This window comes from Ruegeria sp. AL7 (genome assembly GCF_056536105.1).
Map to the genome: position 1 here is coordinate 2,430,998 of NZ_JBQFJF010000001.1, position 14,483 is coordinate 2,445,480.

The window sequence follows — 14,483 nt, forward strand, 5'->3', positions numbered from 1 at the left end:
TGTTGCTTTCAGCGCGCGGTGTCCGCCACGCCGTCCTGCTGCGCCGACAAGGGTCAGAACAGCCGGTAGCCAAAGCTATACACGCGATTTCAGAACCACATAGTTGTGGGGTTCAGCGCCTAAGACGTCATCAGAAAGACAACGACGGCATAGCCGATGATGGCGGCATATCCCAACGGGTAAATCCATTTGATCGCGTAATTGTCGAGCTTTCTGGCCGTCTCTTCCCGACCGGAAACTTTCAATTTACGCAACATCACGCTGAAGACGATAATCGTTCCTGTCATCAGGAACATGCATTGCAGAATGAAATCCAGAAACGTCAGATAGCCAAGCTTGGGCAAGTCAGCGGAAATGGCCCAGTTGAAGGCCACAAAGACTAACAGGTTGCCGCCTGCGATCTCGATCCGTTTTCGGTATTCATCCAGAAAGAAAAGCGCCCATCCTACCGTGATCAGCACCAGCATCGGCAGGAATATGCGGATGGTGTAATATGTCAGGTGCCGGGTGCCTTCGAAGACAAGTTCGACCCGGTCGCTTTCGTTTCCTGACAAACCGGTCGTCGTTGACGTCAGAGCCCTGGCATTGCCAAGTATCCATTCCTCTTCGCCCAGCATATCACCCAGGCCGGAGTATTCATCAAGCGAGTGATAGTGAACGAATTGCGAAGGAAACACCGATACGACCTCGAAGTGAAATTCCTGCGTATCGAACGGGTATTTGCGAAAGTTGAAATGCGGAGCCTGCAAGGTCAGCGAGGATTTTTCGACAAAAGTCACATGACCATCATGACGCACGGCAACTGCGGATTCATGAATCCATCGATTGGACTGTTGGTTATGGATAACAAAAGCCGGGGTTACCACATCCAGCTCAGCGGCGTATTTCACGAAAGCGGGCGGTTCAAAAACCCGAAAATCACGACCAAGGCTTTCCGCATCAAACGCCAGCTCCGGGTCTGTCCATTCGAACCGCAGTACAACCACGGCACCATAGTTTTCGGATTGCTGATCGACACCGGTAATCTGGTCGATCTTGATACCAACCCCGACTTTCAGCGGGTTGTCCGGGGTTCCCACCAGCGTATCCTGCTGCCCTTGGAACAAGCCCTGCGCAAAAACAGCGCCTGGAAGGACAGACGCGAAAAGCAAAAGAACGAAACCTGCAAACAAGCTTTTCATGATCGTTAGAAACGCATTTCGCAATGGTGAAACTGGGCCCGATAAGCAGGCCCAGCAAACTGATGTCATTCAGACCAGGAAATGGCGGTCAGGTCGATTGCCGCAGTCGGTGCGTTCTCCCACAGGCCCTGAACACCGGCCTTGGCGACGCCTAGCTTGGCCAGCTGGAACAGGTACCCATTGACATAATCGTTCGAGATGAGGCGCTGTGCCTCACCCAGAAGACGGGTCCGTTCCTCGGGGTCGGTGGTGGTGTTCAGCGTCTCCATCAGCGTCTGAAAGTCGATGCTGTCATACTGGAAGTAATAGTCGGGCCGCGCATAGATGCCGATATCCATCGGTTCGGTATGGCTGACGATGGTCAGACCAAATTCCTTGCCCTTGAACACCGATTCCAGCCACTGGGCCCATTCGACGTTGATGATCTCGGCCGTGATGCCGACCTCGGCCAGCTGTGCGGCGATGATTTCACCGCCCCGGCGCGCATAAGATGGCGGTGGCAAGTGCAGAGTTGTCTCGAACCCGTTTTCAAATCCCGCCTCTGCCAGCAAAGCCCTGGCCTTTTCGGGATCATACGCGGACTGGCCCGTCAGATCGACATAAGCGGGGTTGTGTGGCGCAAAATGCGTGCCGATAGGGGTGCCGTACCCGAACATGGCGCCGTCGATGATGGCCTGCCGGTCAATCGCATGGGCCAACGCCTGCCGGACCCGAATATCATCGAATGGCGGCTGTTTGTTGTTGGTGGACAGGATCGTTTCCCCCTCGGTCGATCCAACCAGAACCTGAAACCGCGGGTCAGCCTCGAACTGGGGCAGGTTTTCCGGTGCCGGGAAGTTGTCGAACACGTCCACATCTTCGGCCATCATGGCCGCAAATGCGGCGGTCGGGTCCGAGATGAATTTGAACGTCGCAGTCTCTAACGCCGGTTGGTCGCCCCAATAATTGGGGTTGCGGTTCAGTGTTATGCTGTCGCCCTGAACCCAGTCGCCAAAGGTAAAAGCGCCGGTGCCAACCGGGTTTGTCTTGATGTTCTCGATGCTTTCAGGCGCGACGATCACCGCGTCACCCCAGGCAAGGTTGAACAGGAAATTGCCGTTCGGATCGGCCAGGGTGATCCTGACTGTCAGCGGATCCACGGCTTCGACGCTTTCGATCCCTGCAAACAGAGCTTTCTGCGCGTTGGCGCTGTCCTCGGCCGTGGCCCGGTCAAGGGTGAATTTAACATCCTCGGCATCCATGGTCGTGCCGTCATGGAAGGTCACGCCGTCGCGCAGTTTGAAGGTATAAGTTTTGCCGTCTTCGGAAATCTCCCAGCTTTCCGCAAGGCCGGGCACGACCGAGCCGTCGCCCATGAAACGGGTCAGACCTTCGAAGATGTTGGTGTAGACAACCGAATCGATGGCCTGAGCAGCGGCGCTGGTCGGATCCAGATGCGGGGGTTCCAGCTGCATGGCGATGGTGATGTCGGATTTGGCCAAAACCTGCGTCGCCAACAGGCTGGCGCCGATCGCCACGGTCGACGCGAATGTCCGAAGCACGTGTTTTGTCATGTGAACTCTCCCAACTGAAAATCTGCGCCCATGTTTTCCGGGCCGTTTTATCGGCAGTGTTCCTTTAAACCTGAGGTCAATCAAGGGAATGTTCGCGCAACCGGGGTTTCTTTGGCCCCAGCCGATCTGCTATGCCGCACTGCAACATAAGCCCTGCAGGAGCCAACCATGAGCGCCACCGCCCGCAAAAAGGCCCCGAACGCCGAAGATATTCGCGCCCGAAAAGGCGGCGTGCCTCTGGTCTCACTGACCGCATACACAACGCCTATGGCGCGCCTGATGGACACGCATTGTGACTTTGTTCTTGTGGGGGACAGCGTCGGGATGGTTTTGCACGGGCTGGAATCCACCCTTGGTGTCACGATGGAGATGATGATCCTGCACGGTCAGGCCGTCGCACGCGGGTTGAGCACGGCGATGATGGTCATCGACATGCCGTTTGGCAGCTATGAGGAAAGCCCGGCACAAGCGTTTCGCAACGCGGCGCGGCTGATGGCGGAAACCGGTGCAGGGGCAGTCAAGCTGGAAGGCGGTGTCGAGATGGCTGAAACCATCCGCTTTCTGGTCAAGCGCGGCATCCCGGTGATGGCGCATATCGGTCTGACCCCGCAATCGATCAACACGCTGGGCGGCTACAAGGTGCAGGGGCGCGACGAACAGGCCGAAACCGTCATGGCAGATGCCCGCGCCGTGGCCGAGGCCGGTGCGTTTTCCGTGGTGCTTGAGAAAGTGCCGCAAGGTCTGGCCGACAGGATCACCGAACAGGTTGCCATCCCCACCATCGGAATCGGAGCGTCAGCCGGTTGTGACGGGCAGATTCTGGTCGTCGATGACATGGTTGGCTTTTTCACCGCCTTCAAACCCAAATTCGTCAAACGCTATGCCGAGCTTGGCCCGTTGGCCGAAGCCGCCATCGCAGATTACGCGGCCGAAGTGCGTGCGCGAACATTTCCGGCGGACGAACATGTCTTTGCTGATCAGGCTCCGGCGAAAGGACCAAAGACGTGACCGCGCCGATCCTGCGCTCGCTGGCGGAACTGCGGACCAAGACGACAGAATGGCACCGCGCAGGTGACGTTATCGGCGTTGTTCCGACCATGGGCGCATTGCACGAAGGGCATTTGTCGCTGGCGCAGGCCGCCAAGGAGAACTGTGACCGGGTGATCGTGACGATCTTTGTGAACCCCAAGCAGTTCAACAACCCCGAAGACCTGGCGAACTATCCCCGCACGGAACATGAAGACGCCCAAAAGCTGGCCCCTTATGGCGTGGATGCGATCTATGTGCCGGACCCTCAGGAAATCTATCCCGACGGCTTTTCCACCACGGTATCCGTGACCGGTTTGACCGACATGATGGAAGGCCCGTTTCGCCCCGGCCATTTCGAAGGCGTGGCCACTGTAGTGGCCAAACTGTTCCTGCAAACGCAGGCGGACCGAGCCTACTTCGGGGAAAAAGACTATCAGCAACTGCTGGTGGTGCGCCGCATGGCCCGCGATCTGGACATTCCCATCGAGGTTGTCGGCTGCCCAACCGTGCGCGAGCCTTCTGGGCTGGCAATGTCGTCGCGCAATCTGCTTTTGTCGCCTGAGGGTGTAAAGGTCGCGTCCCGCATGAACGAGATCATGCGGCGGGTGGCAGATAAGCTTGCCGCTGGCAAGGATTTCGCGGCGCTGGCGCAAGACGCAAAAGCCGCATTGCTGGACGCTGGTTTTACCGAAGTGGAATATATCGATCTGCGCTGCGCCGAGACGCTGGAAAGCCTGCCCAATGCCAGCAAACCCGCGCGCTTGTTCGTTACGGCCTGGGCCGATGGCGTCCGCCTGATCGACAATATTCCCGTCGATCCGGTCTGATTTCTGCTCTGGCCCCGGCGCCGTTGTTTGCGCTAAAGTCGCGCAAAATGACACCGGGGAGAGCGGACATGACCTTTATTCTGGCAATTGATCAGGGCACTACGTCCTCGCGCGCGATCCTGTTCGACGGGCAGATGAACCGTGTTGGCACCGCTCAGCAGGAGTTCCCCCAGCATTTCCCGCAAGAAGGTTGGGTTGAACACGACCCCGAGGATATCTGGTCCAGCGTCTTGCATGTGTGCCGCGAGGTGATGGAAAGCGCCGGTGTTTCGGCTGACCAGATCACGGGTATTGGTATCACCAACCAGCGTGAAACGACCGTGGTCTGGGACAAGCAGACCGGCAAGGCCATCCATAACGCGATTGTCTGGCAGGACCGCCGTACCGCCGAAATCTGCGCCCGCTACAAGCAAGCCGGATGTGAAGATGACGTCACCGCCCAGACCGGTCTGCTGCTGGACCCTTATTTCTCGGGCACCAAGGTCAAATGGCTGCTGGACACCGTTTCAGGCGCACGCGCGCGGGCAGAGGCCGGAGAGTTGCTGTTCGGCACCATCGACAGTTTCCTGATCTGGCGTCTGACCGAAGGTCGTGTCCATGCCACTGACGCCACCAACGCCGCCCGCACCCTGCTGTTCGACATTCACAAAGGCGCCTGGAGCGCTGAGATTTGCGAATTGCTGGATGTACCCGTTCAAATGTTGCCGACCGTGCAGGATTGCGCCTCGGATTTCGGCGCAACCACCTTGCTTGGCGGGAACATCCCCATTCTGGGTGTGGCAGGCGATCAGCAGGCAGCCACCATCGGACAGGCCTGTTTCCAGCCCGGTATGATGAAATCCACCTATGGCACGGGCTGTTTCGCGCTGCTGAACACGGGTGCGCAGCCAGTTGAATCGAAAAACCGCCTGCTGACGACAATCGCTTACCAATTGGATGGTCAGCGCACCTATGCGCTGGAAGGGTCGATCTTTATCGCCGGGGCCGCCGTGCAATGGCTGCGCGACGCGTTGCAGATCATCGATTCGGCCCCGCAAAGCGGTGATCTGGCTGCGCAGGCCGACCCGAACCAGCATGTGATTCTGGTGCCGGCGTTCACGGGCCTTGGGGCGCCTTACTGGAAGCCGGATTGCCGCGGTGCGATGTTCGGGCTGACACGCAATTCCGGCAGGGCCGAGATTGCCCGCGCCACGCTGGAAAGCATCGCCTTTCAGACCCGCGACCTGTGGCACGCCATGCAGGGCGACTGGGGGGCCGATGCGGATGTCATCCTGCGCGTCGACGGCGGGATGAGTGCATCTGACTGGACAATGCAGGGTCTTTCAGATTGTCTGGGTGCCCCGGTGGATCGCCCGGTTATGCAGGAAACGACCGCCCTTGGCGCCGCATGGCTGGCGGGTATGAAAGCCGGGATATACCCGGATCAGGCCGGTTTTGCCGAAACATGGGCGCTGGACCGCCGGTTCGAGCCAACGCAAGAGCAAGCCGAACGCGACGCGACCTATGATCGCTGGCAACGGGCGGTTCAGGCGGCGATGGCGTTCTAGCTGTGATCTTTCAACAAGCGCTGCTTTTGCCGTGACCAGTCGCGCTTGGCCTGGGTTTCGCGCTTGTCGTGGTTTTTTTTACCCTTGGCGATGCCGATTTTGACCTTGGCCAGTCCTCTGTGGTTGAAATACAGAACCAGCGGCACCAGCGTCATGCCCTTGCGCTGCGTCGCGTTCCACAGGTTCGACATCTGCTTGCGGGACACCAGCAGTTTCCGGCGGCGACGTTCTTCATGCTTGAACATCTTGGCCTGCTCATACGGCGCGATATAGCTGTTGACCAGCCAAAGTTCTCCGTCATCGACCGTGGCATAGCTTTCGGCGATGTTCGAGCCGCCCGCGCGCAGGGATTTGACCTCGGACCCCTGCAGGATGATGCCACATTCAATGTCCTCTTCGATTGCGTAATCGAAGCGGGCGCGCCGGTTTTCGGCGATTACCTTGTAATTCGGGTCTGTCTTCTGCTTGGCCATGACGCGTTGATTTAGGCGGCTTGAGCCGCCCTTGCAAGGCAGGGATTTTCGGAGTGCCTCAGGATTTAGCTGAAATGATCAGGTCCGGGCCGAAAATCGTGTCCGCATGGTTGTGCAGGTAGATCTTGAGCCACGGTGTAAACCGATCCGGGTGGCGGGCCACTTCGGCCAACAGGTCATGGTAGTCGATCCAGCGGATATCCATGACTTCGTCCGGATCAGGCGCGATTTTCAGCGGTCCGCGCACATGGGCCAGAAAAACGTCGACCACTTCGTTTTCCACCATGCCGTTCCCAACATCGGCGTGGTATTCCAAACGGTGACGGTATTCAGGATAAAGACCTGTGATCCCCAGTTCTTCGTTCAAACGGCGCACGGCGCAGGTTGACGAGCTTTCGTCCCAGTCGGGGTGTGTACAGCAAGTGTTCGCCCACAGGCCGGGCGTGTGGTACTTGCCCAGCGCCCGACGCTGCAACAAAATCTCGGTGCCCCTAACGACAAACACCGACACGGCCTTGTGCTTGAGGCCCTTTTCGTGAGCTTCAAGTTTGTCTACCGGAGTCAATTCACCATTGACCCAAGCCGGGATCATAATGCCCATCTGTCCTCTCCTGTTGCCAATCCGCCTGACGGGCGCCGATGTTGGGTTTAGCTGTTGCCGGGTCGGCTTGGCGTTGCGGCACACTCTGCGGTTTGCCGTCAGATACCAAAGTGGCGCTGTTCTACACTGGTATCAATCGCACCAAAGGCCGCAGGGGCTGCGGCCTTTGGTCCTTGTGCATGGGTGCACAATATTAGCGTTTATTCGCCTGATACACTGACGATATAGGCGTAGACGTCTTCACCGCCGCTTTTCAACTTGAAGGTCATTTTCGACTTGGCAGCGGTGTCGTCCAGATACGATTTCAGGAAGCCCTTAGGGTCCTGCGTGTATTCCGCAAAGGAGGCCTCATCCCAGACCAAACCCTTCTCACCGGCTGCAACGATGCTGTCGCCATATTTGAAGTCTTCGTAGGTTCCGGCAGTGCGGCCAGCGACACCAAAGAGGTTGGGGCCGGTTTTTCCGCCTTTGACAATGACTTCTCCGGCCGGGTCAGCGATCATGTGGCAGGACTTGCATTTGTTGAAAGCTTTCTCACCGGCTTCGGCATCGCCTTCGGCATGGGCGGGCAGCGCCAGCAGGCCAGCGATTGCGATAGTGAGGATACGATTCATAGCTTGTGCTCCGATACAAATTGGCTGCACCGAATGGACCCCCGGCGCATAAAAGTGTCAACGCGCGGATTGCCGCGCGCATCTACAGTGCCACTGCGACACATGGTGTGTCCTTAACTTAAGTCATGTACAGCGGTCCAGCAGGGCAACAGGTCTCCTTCCGCCGGGGTCGCCAGATAAACCGCCCGCGCGATGGCGCGGGACAGGCACAGCGAAGCCGCGTGCCCGATCAGAGCGAGATCGGCCTCGGATGCGATGGGGCGGGCGCCGGTACTGATGCCAAAAACCAGATCACCGTCGCCGGGTGTGTGTGCGGGAAGGATCGCCCGGGCAATTCCGTCGTGGGCGGCAACGGCCAATCTTTGGCATTGTGGTTTGGTCAATGCGGCATCCGTGGCAACGATGGCGATGGTCGTGTTTGTCTGTTCGGGTTGCGCTGGACTCATGGCCATCGCTTTGCGGCTGGGGCGGATCCGGCTTTGATCCGGCGACATATCGGGGCCCAGCCCGCCAAATTCTGCACCTTGTTCAAAGGGTGCCGCCCAAAAGTGCCGGTCACCCGGTGTTGTGACACTGCCCAGCGGGTTCGTCGCAACGAGGGCCCCGACCGTGACCCCATCAGGCAGAATGGACGAAGCAGAGCCAAGCCCGCCCTTCTGCATTGCGGCCAACGCCCCGGTGCCCGCCCCGACGGACCCCAAATCAAAATCTTTTGAAGCGGCCAGATAAGCGGCTCGCCCCAGCGCACGATAGGGGTTTTCCGCCCAATCCTTTGCACCGCCATTGAGCAGATCAAACAGGATCGCGCCGGGAATGATCGGAACCTTCGCGGACCCGACGGGAAATCCGCGCCCTTCGGCCCGCATCGCATCTGAAACACCCGAGCAGGCGTCCAGTCCAAATGCCGATCCGCCGGACAGAACCAGCGCGTCCACCCCTGTGACGGTTTTATCAGGCGCAAGCAGATCGGTTTCGCGCGTACCCGGTGCCCCGCCCATCACATGGACCGACGCTACAAACGGTTTATCTGCCGTGAGAACCGTGGTCCCGGACTTCAGAGCGTCGTCCTGTGCGTTTCCAACCTTCAGGCCGGGGACATCGGTAATCAGGTTTCTTGGTCCAGGGATCATCTTGAACTCGGGATTGGTGCGGGGAAGCGCGCGGGCGCGCGCTGCCTCCGGCGGGGATATTTTTGGCCAGATGAAGAGCGGATCAGATACATCGGCCGCCATCAACCTCGAGCGCGGTGCCGGTGATCATGCTGGCCTCGTCCGAACACAGGAAACAGGCGGCGTTGGCCATGTCTTCGGGTGTTGAAAACCGTCCCAATGGGATGGTCGCCAGGAACTTGGCGCGAATCTCGGGCGTGTCTTCGCCCATGAAAGATTTCAACAGCGGTGTTTCACCCGCGACTGGACAGATCGCGTTCACGCGAATGCCGGTTGGGGCCAGTTCGACCGCCATAGTTTTGGTTGCCGTGATCATCCACCCTTTGGACGCGTTGTACCAGTTCAGATTCGGGCGCGGTGACAGGCCCGCTGTCGAGGCCACGTTCAGAATTGCGCCCGCGCCGCGCGCCTTCATATGGGGAACAAATGCCCGGGCGGTCAGATAGACGGACTTCATGTTCACGTTGAAGACCCGGTCGAAATCATCCTCGGTGACGTTTTCCAGAGGGGTTGGCAAGTGGGTGACACCTGCATTGTTTACCAGAATATCGAGCGCCCCAAAGGCGGCAAGTGCCGTGTCCGCCATCACTTGAACCGAAGCCCCGTCGCCGACGTCGACCTGATGCGCCAATGCCCCGGCCCCAAGTTGCGCCGCCATCTCAGCGGCTGCGTCACCGTTGATATCCGCAATCATGACGCGTGCGCCTTCGGCTTGGAATTTCTGCACGATCCCCGCACCGAACCCGGATGCGCCGCCGGTGACGATTGCGGTTTTTCCCTCCAGCCTCATGACGTTACCCTTTTGCAGCCTTTGCGGGCCAGACTATCAACGCCCCGGCAAGATGCCAGATCAATCTTCAGACACCTTGCCCCGCAGCGCCTTGACGTCGCCACGCGCCTTTTTCGCGGCAAGCCGACGCTTGACCGAGCCATAGGTCGGTTTCGTTGCGATCCGCCGTTTAGGTTTGACCAGCGCGCGGGAGATCAGTTCTGCCAGCCTTGCGCGCGCGATTTCACGGTTGCGGGCCTGCGAGCGTGTTTCCTCACATTGAATGATGATTGCGCCGTCTTTGGTCCAGCGTCGCCCGGCCAGTCGCTTTAACCGGGCCTTGACCGGATCGGGCAAGGACGGCGAGCGTGCAGCTTCGAAGCGCAGCTCGACTGCGGTCGACACCTTGTTGACATTCTGCCCTCCGGGACCGGACGACCGTACAAAGCTTTCGGTCATTTCCCAGTCTTGCAGCGCGATATCATCGGTGATGTGCAGCATGGCAGTGTCAGCTTGGTGACTTGGGCGAATGAAAAAGAAGAGTCGCGATCCCGACCCGTGCCGTCGGATACCCGCAACATGCGGGCGGGCGTAAGCCATTGCGGCACAGCATTTCAGCAAGTCTCCTCATCCTCGGTGCCTAACGCAGTGCATATGTGCGATCAAGCCTGCTTTGGCAGGTCGCGCAATTCAGAATCCTGGCGGTGGCCGGGACGTTTGTTCGCGTCAGCTGCGTTCTTTACCGAAGACGTCATGTTGTTGGCGCCCGGCGAGCCCCTGCTGCGCGGGCGCGAAGCGTTCATCGAAGCCTATAAGGAAAGAATGAAGGAAAACATCGGCGGAACACATACAAATGAGTTGATCGATTTCGGTGTCGATAGTGATACCGCCTATCAGGTCGGATCCTTTGCATTTGCTGACTCTGATCCGCCGGAAAAAGGGAAGTTTGTGAACGTCCTGAAACGCCAGACGGATGGCACCTGGAAAGTCAGCATTTACATTTCCAACAGTGACCTTCCTTAGCGGTCCTGAGTGGAGAGCGAGCAGACATGGAACCGCGGTGTCAGGCGATTGACTGGCCCTGAGCCCCGCGGGCGATATCACGCAACACCTTCAGCTCCAGCTCGTCTTCCTCATGCACCCGTGCCAGGATTTCTTTACTGCTCACAACGGCAATTGCTTTTCCATTCTGAGTTACGACAAGGTTTCGGATTTTGTGTTTGGCCATCAGATTAAGACCATTGGACAACTTCGAGCCCAGCGCGCAGGTGACAGGTTTTTCCGTCATCCAGTCACCCACTGTCTGCTTGTAGAAAGCTGAGCCGGAATCCGCCAGGCACAGCAGCACGTCATGATCCGTGATTATCCCGACCAGCTTCCCTTCGCTGAGAACCGCCAGCGCGTTCACATCCAGCAACGCAATGGTGACGGCCGCGTCGAACACCGTTGTGTCAGTGTCGCAAAATGGCGGCTTTTTAAGGTTCTGCGTTTTGACAATGCTTGAGATCGTCATCTCTTCCTCGTGGTTGAGCGCCCGACCCCTGTGTTGATCAGGGCGCATGAAAAACACTAATTCAGGAGCGGCATCATCGCTGTTGCAAGGCTCAGGACCAAGAAAAACCCTGCCATATCCGTGATCGTTGTCAGCAAAGGGCCACTGGCGACCGCCGGGTCCTGACCAATGCGCTTTAACAACAACGGCAGAACGCCACCGATCGATACCGCGATGATCGTGTTCAGGCCCAGCGCGCCGCCAATCACCAAACCCAGAAACGGGTTTCCTTTCCACATCCAGGCAACGAGTCCGATTAGCAGGCCAAGGACACAGCCGTTGATGATGCCGACCGAGACCTCTTTTAACCAGACCCGCATAGCATCAATGGGCCGAACCAGACCAAGCGAAAGCTCGCGCATGCTGACAGCAACGGCCTGATTGCCGGAACAACCGCTCATATCCGAGACCATCGGCAGGAACACAGCCAGTGCGATCACGGCGGCAAGGGTCTGTTCATAGGCGGCAATCACGCTGGCCGCGGCCACGTTGAGCACGATGTTGGCCGACAGCCATTGAAGCCGACGCCGCGCCCTGAGCGGCAAGGGCATCGATCGCAGTTCGTCCCCAAAGACACCCTGACGTTTCAGGCTTGCGGATTCCGCGCGCTCTAGCAGGGCCTCATCCACGGCAGAACGGGAAACGACACCCACAAGGTTCCCGTCCGTTTCGACAACCGGCAACCCAAGAAAAGGGTGCTCATCGAAAAGGTCCTCCAGTTCTTCCAGTGGCATGCCGGCCGGAACCGTGATAGGGGGCACCATGATATCGGTGAGTTTGATGCTTCGCCGTGTGGACAGCAGGCTGCGTAAGGACAGCACTCCGACAGGCACGCCATCGGAATTCAAAACGTAGGGGTGCTGGCCACGGTAACGTTCCAGATCGTATTCTTCATGAGCGAAACGCCGCAGAACCTTTCCGACTGTATCGCCATCGGAAAAGGTAAAGGCTTCGGCCACCATCAGACCACCGGCGACATCGTCGTCATATTCAACCAGCCGCCGGACATCCGCCGCATCTTCCGGGTCCATCCGGGCAAGGATCGCTTCTGCATCGGCGTCTTCTAGTTCACCGATCAAATCCGCCTGAATGTCGGAATCCAGCTCAAGGATGATCTCGGCGGCCTGTTCGGATACCAAGCGTTCAACAAGATCGACCGCCAGCGCGTTTGGCGCTTCTTCGACCAGTTCGGCCGCACGTTCCGGTGGCAGCAACGAGAGCGCGGCGCTTCGCTGGTCAACGGGCAGGTTGAGCAATTCCCGCAAGGCATCGCTGAGCGAAAGCGGATCAAGCAGGTTTGCCAGCGCCGCCCCGTCGCGATTTTCCAACGCCAGCTGAAGCTGCGTCCCTGTTTCCTTTGGTAAGGAGTCCGTATCGCTCATCCGCCGACCTGTGGGGGTACAAGATTCTTAACTTACGCCGATATAGCAGAAATTTTTTGCCTATAGACAAAAAAATTTTTGATTTGTAAGAAGGCGCATGCAGGAAAATGACTGGATATCCGCCGCAGCCGAGCGTCTGGCCGTCTTGTACGATCAGGAGTTTGGCGGCAAGGCCAGCGGACGGTATCGCATTCCGGACAAGTTGGTGCGTCGGATCGCCGGGCGCAGGCGTTTGTATGAAGCAGATATCCGCGCCCTGTCGATCGCACTTTTTGAACTTGGGTATGTGTTAATCGATATGGATAGTTTTTACGTTGTGATGAGCGCGAATTCGTTTGTGAATTACCGGCGCGCCAATGATGACTGCGTGGCTTAGTCGCCATGGCTAAGAAAACAGGATACCCCGAAGTCATAGGATGGCGCGAACGGATCAGCCTGCCCGAGTTCGGGATTGAGCATATTCCCGCAAAGATAGACACAGGCGCCAGAACCGCAGCCCTGCATGCCGTGGACCAGACCGTGTTCGAGGTTGATGGCGAACGATGGGTCGAGTTCATGATCCCGGTCCATAACCGCCGTTCATCGGGCCGGGTGCGCACCCGAGTTGTAGACGAGCGGGAAATCAAGAACACAGGCGGCATTCCGGAACGGCGGTTGATTGTCAGAACACAGCTTTTGCTTGGGCGACATCGCTGGCTGATCGACGTTTCGCTGGCCAACCGTGCGAAGATGGAGTTTGATCTGATCCTTGGCCGTACCGCCATTCGAAGGCGCGGGATCCTTGTCGATCCCGGTCATTCATATCTTTTGGATGCAAGAAAAGACCCGGAAAAGATGAAGAGCAAGACAAGATCCAAGGACGCAGAGGGACGACGCTAATGAAATTTGTCATGCTTGCCCGGAACCCAAACCTGTATTCCCACCAGCGTCTGAAAGAGGCTGCAGAACAACGCGGGCACCAGCTGGATATTGTGAACACGCTGCGCTGTTACATGAATATCGCGTCGCGCCGACCCGAGGTTTATTACGATGGTAAGAAGTTAGGGCGCTATGACGCTGTGATCCCGCGGATCGGCGCTTCGGTCACATTCTATGGGCTGGCCGTTTTGCGGCAGTTCGAGATCATGGGTGTCTTTCCGCTCAACGAGTCGGTTGCGATTGGCAGATCCCGTGACAAGTTGCGATCCATGCAGCTGATGGCGCGTGACGGGATCGGATTGCCGGTCACCACCTTCGCGCATGACCCGAAACAGACCGACGAAGTTCTCAAACTGGCGGGGGACGCTCCGCTGGTGGTCAAGCTGCTGGAGGGCACGCAGGGCATCGGCGTGGTGCTTGCGGATTCAAACCGGTCGGCAAAATCCGTGGTCGAGGCGTTTCGCGGCGCCAAGGTCAACATCATGGTACAGGAGTTCATCAAGGAAGCAGGCGGCACGGATATTCGTGCGCTTGTGGTTGGTGGAAAAGTGATTGCGGCGATGCAGCGAAAAGGGGCCGAGGGCGAGTTCAGATCAAATCTGCATCGCGGTGGCAGCGCCAAGCCTATCAAAATCTCACCCGAGGAACGCTCGACAGCCGTGCGTGCGGCCAAAGCCATGGGTCTTAATGTGTGTGGTGTCGATATGCTGCGCGCCAATCACGGTGCCGTGGTGATGGAAGTGAACTCCTCACCCGGGCTTGAAGGGGTTGAAAAGGCCACCGGCATTGATGTCGCGGGCAAAATCATCGAGTTTCTCGAAAAGAATGCAGCCAAAGGCAACACGAAGACACGAGGCCGTGGGTAGAG

Annotated in this window: 17 protein-coding genes; 7 read left to right on the forward strand and 10 right to left on the reverse strand. The window is 58.1% G+C overall.

What is annotated here, in order from left to right:
- Window positions 1-119: 119 nt before the first annotated feature.
- A complete protein-coding gene (locus ACR3E2_RS12290) occupies window positions 120-1,181 on the reverse strand; it encodes a ligand-gated ion channel (RefSeq protein ID WP_480492766.1) in 1,062 nt (353 codons plus the stop codon).
- A gap of 65 nt (window positions 1,182-1,246) precedes the next feature.
- On the reverse strand, window positions 1,247-2,734 hold the full coding sequence (locus ACR3E2_RS12295; RefSeq protein WP_480482725.1) for an ABC transporter substrate-binding protein: 1,488 nt from the start codon (window positions 2,732-2,734) through the stop codon (window positions 1,247-1,249).
- 168 nt (window positions 2,735-2,902) lie between these two features.
- On the opposite strand from ACR3E2_RS12295, the gene panB reads away from it, so the two are divergent.
- The 3 genes from panB (at window position 2,903) to glpK (ending at window position 6,137) form a co-directional block, all read left to right on the forward strand.
- The gene (gene panB, locus ACR3E2_RS12300; RefSeq protein ID WP_267365865.1) at window positions 2,903-3,742 is read left to right on the forward strand and encodes a 3-methyl-2-oxobutanoate hydroxymethyltransferase; all 840 of its coding nucleotides are present in this window, start codon (window positions 2,903-2,905) and stop codon (window positions 3,740-3,742) included.
- Complete coding sequence (gene panC, locus ACR3E2_RS12305) at window positions 3,739-4,590, forward strand: pantoate--beta-alanine ligase (RefSeq protein ID WP_480482723.1); 852 nt, start codon at window positions 3,739-3,741, stop codon at window positions 4,588-4,590. Before panB ends, panC begins: the two co-directional genes overlap by 4 nt.
- A 68-nt stretch (window positions 4,591-4,658) precedes the next feature.
- Window positions 4,659-6,137, forward strand: coding sequence for a glycerol kinase GlpK (glpK, locus tag ACR3E2_RS12310; RefSeq protein ID WP_480482721.1), 1,479 nt, complete (start codon window positions 4,659-4,661; stop codon window positions 6,135-6,137).
- Here the strand turns inward: glpK and smpB are convergent.
- From smpB to arfB, 6 genes are all read right to left on the reverse strand, one after another.
- The gene (smpB, locus tag ACR3E2_RS12315; RefSeq protein ID WP_480482719.1) at window positions 6,134-6,610 is read right to left on the reverse strand and encodes an SsrA-binding protein SmpB; all 477 of its coding nucleotides are present in this window, start codon (window positions 6,608-6,610) and stop codon (window positions 6,134-6,136) included. The genes glpK and smpB overlap by 4 nt on opposite strands.
- Before the next feature lie 58 nt (window positions 6,611-6,668).
- The gene (idi, locus tag ACR3E2_RS12320) at window positions 6,669-7,211 is read right to left on the reverse strand and encodes an isopentenyl-diphosphate Delta-isomerase (protein ID WP_209505166.1); all 543 of its coding nucleotides are present in this window, start codon (window positions 7,209-7,211) and stop codon (window positions 6,669-6,671) included.
- 200 nt (window positions 7,212-7,411) lie between these two features.
- Window positions 7,412-7,825 carry a c-type cytochrome gene (locus ACR3E2_RS12325; RefSeq protein ID WP_480482716.1) on the reverse strand — a complete coding sequence of 138 codons (414 nt, stop codon included), beginning with the start codon at window positions 7,823-7,825 and terminating at the stop codon, window positions 7,412-7,414.
- Window positions 7,826-7,938: 113 nt separating this feature from the next.
- Entirely contained in the window at window positions 7,939-8,955 is a 1,017-nt protein-coding gene (locus tag ACR3E2_RS12330) for a P1 family peptidase (RefSeq protein WP_480482714.1), read from the reverse strand.
- Window positions 8,956-9,037: 82 nt separating this feature from the next.
- On the reverse strand, window positions 9,038-9,784 hold the full coding sequence (locus tag ACR3E2_RS12335; RefSeq protein WP_480482712.1) for an SDR family oxidoreductase: 747 nt from the start codon (window positions 9,782-9,784) through the stop codon (window positions 9,038-9,040).
- Window positions 9,785-9,844: 60 nt separating this feature from the next.
- Window positions 9,845-10,264 (reverse strand): alternative ribosome rescue aminoacyl-tRNA hydrolase ArfB, encoded by a 420-nt coding sequence (arfB, locus tag ACR3E2_RS12340; RefSeq protein WP_209505170.1) that lies wholly within the window; start codon window positions 10,262-10,264, stop codon window positions 9,845-9,847.
- 216 nt (window positions 10,265-10,480) lie between these two features.
- On the opposite strand from arfB, the gene ACR3E2_RS12345 reads away from it, so the two are divergent.
- Window positions 10,481-10,786, forward strand: coding sequence for a YybH family protein (locus ACR3E2_RS12345; RefSeq protein WP_480492771.1), 306 nt, complete (start codon window positions 10,481-10,483; stop codon window positions 10,784-10,786).
- Between the two features lie 40 nt (window positions 10,787-10,826).
- On the opposite strand, the gene ACR3E2_RS12350 is transcribed toward ACR3E2_RS12345, so the two are convergent.
- A complete protein-coding gene (locus tag ACR3E2_RS12350) occupies window positions 10,827-11,276 on the reverse strand; it encodes a CBS domain-containing protein (RefSeq protein ID WP_480482708.1) in 450 nt (149 codons plus the stop codon).
- Between the two features lie 56 nt (window positions 11,277-11,332).
- The gene (gene mgtE, locus ACR3E2_RS12355) at window positions 11,333-12,697 is read right to left on the reverse strand and encodes a magnesium transporter (protein WP_480482706.1); all 1,365 of its coding nucleotides are present in this window, start codon (window positions 12,695-12,697) and stop codon (window positions 11,333-11,335) included.
- Between the two features lie 97 nt (window positions 12,698-12,794).
- Here mgtE and ACR3E2_RS12360 point away from each other — a divergent pair, with 97 nt between their 5' ends.
- From ACR3E2_RS12360 to rimK, 3 genes are read left to right on the forward strand one after another with little or no spacing between them, the layout of a single operon-like run.
- Window positions 12,795-13,073 carry a hypothetical protein gene (locus ACR3E2_RS12360; RefSeq protein WP_480482704.1) on the forward strand — a complete coding sequence of 93 codons (279 nt, stop codon included), beginning with the start codon at window positions 12,795-12,797 and terminating at the stop codon, window positions 13,071-13,073.
- Window positions 13,074-13,078: 5 nt separating this feature from the next.
- On the forward strand, window positions 13,079-13,576 hold the full coding sequence (locus ACR3E2_RS12365) for an ATP-dependent zinc protease family protein (RefSeq protein WP_480482702.1): 498 nt from the start codon (window positions 13,079-13,081) through the stop codon (window positions 13,574-13,576).
- The gene (gene rimK / locus ACR3E2_RS12370) at window positions 13,576-14,481 is read left to right on the forward strand and encodes a 30S ribosomal protein S6--L-glutamate ligase (protein ID WP_480482701.1); all 906 of its coding nucleotides are present in this window, start codon (window positions 13,576-13,578) and stop codon (window positions 14,479-14,481) included. The genes ACR3E2_RS12365 and rimK overlap by 1 nt, the downstream gene beginning before the upstream one ends.
- The last annotated feature ends 2 nt before the right edge of the window (window positions 14,482-14,483 follow it).

Excerpts from the sequence above, each read along its gene's own strand:
- mgtE (WP_480482706.1), bottom strand. The coding sequence starts at position 12,697 with ATGAGCGATACGGACTCCTTACCAAAGGAAACAGGGACGCAGCTTCAG.
- ACR3E2_RS12360 (WP_480482704.1), top strand. The coding sequence starts at position 12,795 with ATGCAGGAAAATGACTGGATATCCGCCGCAGCCGAGCGTCTGGCCGTC.
- ACR3E2_RS12295 (WP_480482725.1), bottom strand. The coding sequence starts at position 2,734 with ATGACAAAACACGTGCTTCGGACATTCGCGTCGACCGTGGCGATCGGC.
- ACR3E2_RS12350 (WP_480482708.1), bottom strand. The coding sequence starts at position 11,276 with ATGACGATCTCAAGCATTGTCAAAACGCAGAACCTTAAAAAGCCGCCA.
- ACR3E2_RS12325 (WP_480482716.1), bottom strand. The coding sequence starts at position 7,825 with ATGAATCGTATCCTCACTATCGCAATCGCTGGCCTGCTGGCGCTGCCC.
- ACR3E2_RS12335 (WP_480482712.1), bottom strand. The coding sequence starts at position 9,784 with ATGAGGCTGGAGGGAAAAACCGCAATCGTCACCGGCGGCGCATCCGGG.
- ACR3E2_RS12330 (WP_480482714.1), bottom strand. The coding sequence starts at position 8,955 with ATGATCCCTGGACCAAGAAACCTGATTACCGATGTCCCCGGCCTGAAG.
- smpB (WP_480482719.1), bottom strand. The coding sequence starts at position 6,610 with ATGGCCAAGCAGAAGACAGACCCGAATTACAAGGTAATCGCCGAAAAC.
- panB (WP_267365865.1), top strand. The coding sequence starts at position 2,903 with ATGAGCGCCACCGCCCGCAAAAAGGCCCCGAACGCCGAAGATATTCGC.
- arfB (WP_209505170.1), bottom strand. The coding sequence starts at position 10,264 with ATGCTGCACATCACCGATGATATCGCGCTGCAAGACTGGGAAATGACC.
- glpK (WP_480482721.1), top strand. The coding sequence starts at position 4,659 with ATGACCTTTATTCTGGCAATTGATCAGGGCACTACGTCCTCGCGCGCG.
- idi (WP_209505166.1), bottom strand. The coding sequence starts at position 7,211 with ATGGGCATTATGATCCCGGCTTGGGTCAATGGTGAATTGACTCCGGTA.
- rimK (WP_480482701.1), top strand. The coding sequence starts at position 13,576 with ATGAAATTTGTCATGCTTGCCCGGAACCCAAACCTGTATTCCCACCAG.
- ACR3E2_RS12365 (WP_480482702.1), top strand. The coding sequence starts at position 13,079 with ATGGCTAAGAAAACAGGATACCCCGAAGTCATAGGATGGCGCGAACGG.
- ACR3E2_RS12290 (WP_480492766.1), bottom strand. The coding sequence starts at position 1,181 with ATGAAAAGCTTGTTTGCAGGTTTCGTTCTTTTGCTTTTCGCGTCTGTC.